Raw genomic sequence first — 5072 nt, forward strand, 5'->3', positions numbered from 1 at the left:
CGTGGGATGTCCACGAGGTCGATGCCGGTGCCGATGATCACCCGTTCAGCCTACCGAGCGTGCGTTCGGTTGAAATCGCCCAAATGGCTCCGTTCCCGTGGAAACGAAGCCATTCCGGTGATACGAGTCGCAGGGAACCACGGTGCAGGTGTGCGGTCTCTGGCCGTTCATCGCTGGTTCGAGCGACCTTCCCGTGGGCGTCCCCCTCGGGAAGAATCTGCTGAAAGGCACGGTGGTCTGCGCCGATCCGATCAGTTGGTTCCTTGCCAATCTGATCAACCAGCCATCGTGCTTCGTTCTCGGCCGTCCCGGTCTGGGAAAGTCGACGCTCGTACGTCGCATGGTGACGGTGCTGGAGGCCTGGGGGCACATCCCGATGGTCCTCAGTGACACGAAGCCCGACTACGTGGATCTGATCGACGCGATGGGCGGGCAGGTGTTCCACGTGGGCCCTGGCCAGGAAGTCATCAACATCCTCGATTTCAGCCAGTTGCTGAGCGAGCTCGAGCAGATCCCCGACGACATCACCCGTGGCGACGCGCCGCGGCGTGAGGCGATCGACGCGATGAAGCGGCGTCGGGCCACTCTCGTGACGGGTCTGCTGGAGTTGGGCCGTGATGCCCGGATCAGCGAGAAGGAACGCAGCATGGTCGTGGAGGGCCTGCGCATCCTCGATGAAGAGTTCGACATCGAGAAGGAAGGCCGGCAGCCGCGGATTAGCGACCTGGTGGCCCTGGTGCGCTCTCGTCACCCGCGTCTCGCCGCGATCGCGCAGGACCGTGGCGATGAAGAACGGTATGCGGAGCGCACGGAGCTGCTGCTGGACGGTCTGATTGCGTTGACCTCGTCGGGTGTGTACGGGTCGATCTTCGACGGTGATAGCACCGTGCAGATCGAGGCCGGTCGGCCGGTCGTGTTCGATCTGTCGTCGATCGATGACGGCGACCTGACGCTGCAGGCGGCCGTGCAGGCCGTGTCGTGGTCGTTCGGGTCTGCGGTCGTCGACGCGGAGAAGTACCTCGCGGATGCAGCCCTGCGGCCCCGCCGTCACTACTTCCTGGTGATGGATGAGCTGTGGCGCATGCTGCGCGCCAGCTCGGCGATGGTGTTCTTCGTCGACGCACTGACGCGTCTGAACCGTGCACGCGGTATCGCACAGGCGATGATCACGCACACGATGGATGACCTCAAGCTGTCATCTGATGAGCTGACAACGATCGCGTGGGGCTTCGTGGCCCGGTCCGCGATGGTGTTCATCGGCGGGCTCGCGCAGTCCGAGATGGGCAACCTGGAGCAGGTGTTCGCGATGTCGGCACGCGAGAAGTCGATGATCATGGACTGGAGTGCCGACGGTTCACTGAACCCGCACACGGGCACACAGGCGGTCCCGCCTGGGCGAGGGAAGTTCTTGCTCAAGATCGGCAAGAAGCCGGGGACACCGTTCGAGGTGGAGCTCACGGCTGCAGAGATGGACGTGAACGACACGAACCGGGCCTGGACGACAGCGGCAGAGCGGTTCCGTGCGAACGCGGCACGCGTCACCGAGACGCTGGAGGAGGCGGCCTGATGCGCCCGAACCGGCGGGCACAACCTCTCGCGCCCGACACCGGGTGGCTGGTGATCGGCGGGGTACTCGCGGTCGCGATGTTCGTCGGGGTGCTGGGCTGGTTGGCTGCGCTTACCAACCCCGGCGTCGACGAGCTCGGCCGGCGTGACCCGTTCACGGTGCTGGCGGCTGTTCTGACAGGGAAGCTGTCGCCGGCGCCGCTGCAGGTCGTGATCTTCCTGCTCGGGCTGATTGTCCTGGGGGTGGCGGCCGCCGCGATCGCGACGTTGGCGCTGCGGCGTCGGTCATCGGGATCCAGAGTCGACCACAAGGCGGCGTCGATGGGACAGATCCGCGAGCTGGATGAGATGACGCAGAAGAAGGTCGCGGAGGACACCGCCCGTCTCGGTGCGGAAGGCGCAGCGGACGGTGTCCCGCTCGGTCGACACGTCCCGTCCGGCAAGTTCCTCTTCGGTACGTGGGAGTGGGTGCAGATCTGGCTCATGGGACCGCGTGCGGGCAAGACGAGCTGCGTGTGTGTGCCGCAGATCCTGGAGACACAGGGACCGGTGTTCGCGACGTCGAACAAACGAGACATCGTCGACCTGACCCGCGGGCCGCGTTCGGAGATCGGCCGCGTGTGGATCCACGACGTGCAGGACATCATCGGCGCAGAGCCCACCTGGTGGTGGAATCCGCTGTCGTTCGTGACGAACTTCGAACGTGCGGAGAAGCTCGTCGACGTCTTCGTCTCGGCCGCGCAAGAAGCTGACGCGAAGGAAGATGCGTACTTCGGACCGGCCGGCCGGGAGACACTCGCGCGGTTGTTCCTCACCGCCGCGGTGACGGGGAGACCCATCACTGACGTGTACCTGTGGGCGATGGATCCCAGCGGGCGGGATCCCGAGATCGGAGATCCGTCTGTGCTGCTCGTCGAGGACGACTACACGCAGGCACAGGGCCTCTCGAAGACGCAGACACTCACGGAGAAACAGCGTGACGGCGTGTACGGCACGGTGCGGACCTTTATCGGCGTCCTGGCCAACAAGAAGGTGCTCCCGTGGATCACGGACACCGACGGGCGACCGCACTTCGACCCGTACGACTTCGTCAAGTCCACCGACACCGTCTACGCGATCTCTCGCGAGGGCGGTGGCAGCGCCAGGGCGATCACCGCGGCGCTGACGATGGCGGTCCTCACGGCCGCGGAGGAAGTCGGTTCCCGGATGCGTGGCGGCCGCCTCGCGACACCGTTGATGGCGGTCCTCGACGAGGCCGCGAACGTGTGCCGGTGGCGAGACCTGCCCGATGTGTACTCGCACTACGGCAGCCGCGGCATCATCGTCTCCACGTTCTTCCAGTCCTGGCAGCAGGGCGTTGAAGCGTTCGGTATCAACGGCATGGACAAGCTCTGGGGAGCCGCGAATATTCGCGCCTCGGGTAGCGGCCTCGCGGACGATAAGTTCCTTCCGCACCTGTCCCAGCTGATCGGGGACCATGACGTGGTGCACCGCACCAGCACCCAGCAGCACGGAGGCCGGTCGACGACGACCAGTATCAGCCGCGAGCGGATCTTCGACGTCTCGGAGCTCGCGGCGATGCCGCGCGGCCGCGCGGTGATGATCCCCGCGACACAGCCGGCGACGCTGTTCGCGCTCGAGCACTGGTCCGCGAAGCCGTACGGCGAGAAAGTGGCCGCGAGCCGCGACTACTACGAAGCGCAGGCCGTCCAGACGGGCCACCTCGAGGAGACATCGAATGTCTGATTACGACGACGAGACCCCGGATGAGACCGAGGTCGAAACGTACTACCCGAACGTGTATATGTGGGTCGAACACTGGCTGTTGCCGCACTGGAAGCGCGACCTGTCCCCGGCTCGATGGGATCCCCGCTGGTGGGAGTACACCGAGGTCCTCAGCCGGTTCGAAGCCCTGTGGCGGGCGTGGGAGTTCCTGCGCCTTGAAGGGCCGACCGGTATGGCGGTCTTCTTCCGCGACTACCTCGACACGGCCATGCCGATCATCACGGCGAGCGATGGCCCGTTCTGGCGTGTCGAGAAAGTCTCTCGAACACGCACGCTGCCCGAACAGTGGCCGAGCGAGCTTCCCTCGCCTGAGGACATGCCCGACCTGGTCTGACCGGAGCTGATGCGATGCTGTTCTACGACATCTTCTTCCTCATCCTGGCGGCGGTGGGAGCCGCTTTTCTCCTGGTGCCTGTCTTTCGGGATCCCGGGATGGCACGCCGCAAGCGCGTCACCCGCTGGGTCCACGCGATCGGCCTGTGCCTGGTGGCGGTGTCTCTCGTGGCCGTCGGCCGAACGTCGGCCGAGTGGGCCGCGTTTCTCGTCCTCGCCGTCGTGGCCGGCTGGGCGCTGGTGATCCTCGCGCTCCGCCTCCAGGACCGCATCGAGCAGACTCGGGGACTCAGGGCAGATGCCACGCTAGGTCAGCTTGCCGCCCCGACGCCGCTCTCCGCGACGCGGGCGTTCTTCCACTGGATCGCCTGGTCAGTGGGAGGGGGCACGGTCCTCCTGCTGGCAGTGATGGTGCTCGGCGGGATCCTCGAACCCGAACTGACGTCGTCCGTGATGAACGTGCCGGACGCGTGGAAGCTGATCCTCGGTGCCGACATCCTGATCATCGTGGCGGCCGGGATCGGCGTGCTGATCCAAAAGCTCACGCGTGATGAAGCGGTCCGGTACCACGAGGCCCTGACGGAGGGCATCACCGCCCGGCTGCGGGCGGAAGAAGCCGCCGGCTACGGCAAGGGGTATTCGGACGCGCTGTCAGGAACCGCACCAAACGAAGGCAGCTAAGTACCCATGGGACTGTTTTCGCGGCGCGGTAGGGCAGAGCTGATCACCGATCTGCGGCCGGGGGAGATCTTCGTGTTCGGATCGAACGCTGCGGGCTCTCACGCGGGCGGCGCCGCCCGACAGGCCGTGCGAGACTTCGGCGCCATCATGGGGCAGGCTCACGGACTCCAGGGCCGCTCATACGCGCTGGTGTCGATGTCTGGTCTGGATGTGATCGCGGAGGAAACCGCCACGTTCTATGCGTTCGCTCGCACGCATCCAGAGCTGACGTTCTTGGTGACGGAGATTGGGTGTGGCATCGCTGGCCACACCCCCACAGAGGTCGCGCCATTGTTCGCCGGAGCTCCGCGAAACGTCGTCCTTCCGCGCTCATTTATAGAGCTTCTTGAGGGTACGCATGAGTGAGTCGGGAGAGCGGGCTCGTGCAGCTGCTCTCGGACGGCAGCGCGCGCAGGCCGAGCAGAGAGAGGCACAAGCGATCCTCGATCGGATACCGCCGCCGTGGTACCGAGTGGCCGCTGCGCGTGCGCATCGTCGCGCGGCCGACGAGGCGCGGGTCACCTTCGAGCGTGCACGGTACGAAATCGGAGAGCACGAGAATGCTCTCGCGCATCTCGGTGCCGGCGCAGATCCGGACGAGTGGGGAGTGTTCAGCCTTGCCCCCGGCGTCAGCCTGGAGGCGACTCTCGCCCGGCTTGAGGCAGGGC

The 5072-nt window shown here is 65.8% G+C and carries 6 protein-coding genes; all 6 read left to right on the plus strand.

Translation table 11 applies throughout. The annotated features are described in order from the left end of the window. Nucleotides 1-142 precede the first annotated feature (142 nt). Nucleotides 143-1567: a nucleoside-triphosphatase gene (locus tag KZA10_RS07760; protein WP_218682575.1), complete on the plus strand. Its 1425-nt coding sequence runs from the start codon at nt 143-145 to the stop codon at nt 1565-1567. Next, the gene (locus KZA10_RS07765) at nt 1567-3312 is read left to right on the plus strand and encodes a type IV secretory system conjugative DNA transfer family protein (protein WP_218682576.1); all 1746 of its coding nucleotides are present in this window, start codon (nt 1567-1569) and stop codon (nt 3310-3312) included. Before KZA10_RS07760 ends, KZA10_RS07765 begins: the two co-directional genes overlap by 1 nt. Continuing rightward, a complete protein-coding gene (locus KZA10_RS07770) occupies nt 3305-3685 on the plus strand; it encodes a DUF4913 domain-containing protein (RefSeq protein WP_218682577.1) in 381 nt (126 codons plus the stop codon). The genes KZA10_RS07765 and KZA10_RS07770 overlap by 8 nt, the downstream gene beginning before the upstream one ends. A gap of 14 nt (nt 3686-3699) precedes the next feature. Continuing rightward, nucleotides 3700-4365, plus strand: coding sequence for a hypothetical protein (locus tag KZA10_RS07775; protein WP_218682578.1), 666 nt, complete (start codon nt 3700-3702; stop codon nt 4363-4365). A 6-nt stretch (nt 4366-4371) separates the two neighbouring features. Further along, nucleotides 4372-4770: a hypothetical protein gene (locus tag KZA10_RS07780; protein ID WP_067117771.1), complete on the plus strand. Its 399-nt coding sequence runs from the start codon at nt 4372-4374 to the stop codon at nt 4768-4770. Next, a partial coding sequence (locus tag KZA10_RS07785; RefSeq protein ID WP_218682579.1) for a hypothetical protein occupies nt 4763-5072 on the plus strand: 310 nt, incomplete at its 3' end. The genes KZA10_RS07780 and KZA10_RS07785, both read left to right, overlap by 8 nt.

The sequence above is a fragment of the Microbacterium sp. BF1 genome (assembly GCF_019279095.1).
GTDB classification, from domain to species: domain Bacteria; phylum Actinomycetota; class Actinomycetes; order Actinomycetales; family Microbacteriaceae; genus Microbacterium; species Microbacterium maritypicum.